2 protein-coding genes are annotated in these 1,570 nt (G+C 71.8%); both read left to right on the plus strand.

What is annotated here, in order from left to right; translation table 11 throughout:
* Positions 1–456 (plus strand): hypothetical protein (locus FRW57_RS23660; RefSeq protein WP_162529465.1); only part of this gene is annotated, 456 nt, incomplete at its 5' end.
* 92 nt (positions 457–548) lie between these two features.
* A complete protein-coding gene (gene pdxS / locus FRW57_RS21430) occupies positions 549–1,475 on the plus strand; it encodes a pyridoxal 5'-phosphate synthase lyase subunit PdxS (RefSeq protein ID WP_202911445.1) in 927 nt (308 codons plus the stop codon).
* The last annotated feature ends 95 nt before the right edge of the window (positions 1,476–1,570 follow it).

Raw genomic sequence — 1,570 nt, forward strand, 5'->3', positions numbered from 1 at the left:
GGGCGCGTCGAGGGCGCCCTGACCGCCCTCGACGCGCAGTTGGTGCGCCGGGCGGAGGCGACCCTCGAGCTGGCCAACTCCGGCGTGCTGGACCCGGCGAGCGCTCTGCTGCTGGCCGGCGCGGCGTCCGAGTCGCTGGAAGCGGCGGACGAACGGCATACCGGCCGGGAGGCCATCGAGAGCGACCTGACCCACGCGCTCGAGCTCGCGCTGTCACCGGACGCCCTCGCCCACATCGCGCAGGAGGGCGAGATCGGCGAAGCCGCGCTGGCCCGCGTTGCGGCAGCGTCGCAGCGGGTGCAGCTGGCGCGCCGGTTCCACAACGACGCGGTGACCGACGTCCAACGGGTGCGGCGCAAGAGGGTGGTGCGGTGGTTCCGCCTGGCCGGCCACGCCGAGCTGCCGCAGACCATCGAGTTCGCCGACGAGCTGCCGCTGCTCGAACGGTCCGGCTGAGCCCGTAGACTGGGACCGAGCGAGGAGCCGGTCGGCCTCCCCCTCCTACACCAGCGCACCAGTACCCACCACCTTCAGAGAGGTCGGCAGCCGTGACCGAGCAGCAGATTCCCCAGACCGATCCGGCCCAGGCCGAGCACAGGACCGGCACCGCCCGCGTCAAGCGCGGCATGGCCGAGATGCTCAAGGGCGGCGTGATCATGGACGTGGTCACGCCCGAGCAGGCCAAGATCGCCGAGGACGCGGGCGCGGTCGCCGTCATGGCCCTCGAGCGGGTCCCCGCCGACATCCGGGCCCAGGGCGGCGTATCGCGGATGTCCGACCCCGACATGATCGACGGCATCGTGAGCACCGTGTCGATCCCGGTGATGGCCAAGGCCCGCATCGGTCACTTCGTCGAGGCGCAGGTGCTGCAGAGCCTGGGCGTCGACTACATCGACGAGTCCGAGGTGCTGACGCCGGCCGACTACGCCAACCACATCGACAAGTGGGCCTTCACGGTGCCCTTCGTCTGCGGTGCGACCAACCTGGGCGAGGCCCTGCGCCGGATCACCGAGGGTGCCGCGATGATCCGCTCCAAGGGCGAGGCGGGCACGGGGGACGTGTCCAACGCGACCACCCACATGCGTCAGATCCGCCAGCAGATCCGCCGCCTGCAGAACCTGCCGGAGGACGAGCTGTTCGTGGCGGCCAAGGAGCTGCAGGCGCCCTACGAGCTCGTCAAGGAAGTGGCGCAGGCGGGCAAGCTGCCGGTCGTGCTCTTCACCGCCGGCGGCATCGCGACCCCCGCCGACGCGGCGATGATGATGCAGCTCGGCGCCGAGGGCGTCTTCGTCGGCTCCGGCATCTTCAAGTCAGGCAACCCGGCCCAGCGGGCCGAGGCGATCGTCAAGGCCACCACCTTCTACGACGACCCCGACGTCATCGCCAAGGTCTCCCGCGGCCTGGGCGAGGCCATGGTCGGCATCAACGTCGACGAGATCCCGGTGGGCCACCACCTGGCCGAGCGCGGCTGGTGACCTGACGCGCTCGGCCGATGACGGCGGCCGGCCGGGCGACGGGATCCGCGGTCAGTCGTCGTCGGCGCGCGAGTGCGCGGCGGCGTGGTGCGCGG

The organism is Segeticoccus rhizosphaerae, assembly GCF_009192725.1.
Lineage (GTDB): Bacteria > Actinomycetota > Actinomycetes > Actinomycetales > Dermatophilaceae > Segeticoccus > Segeticoccus rhizosphaerae.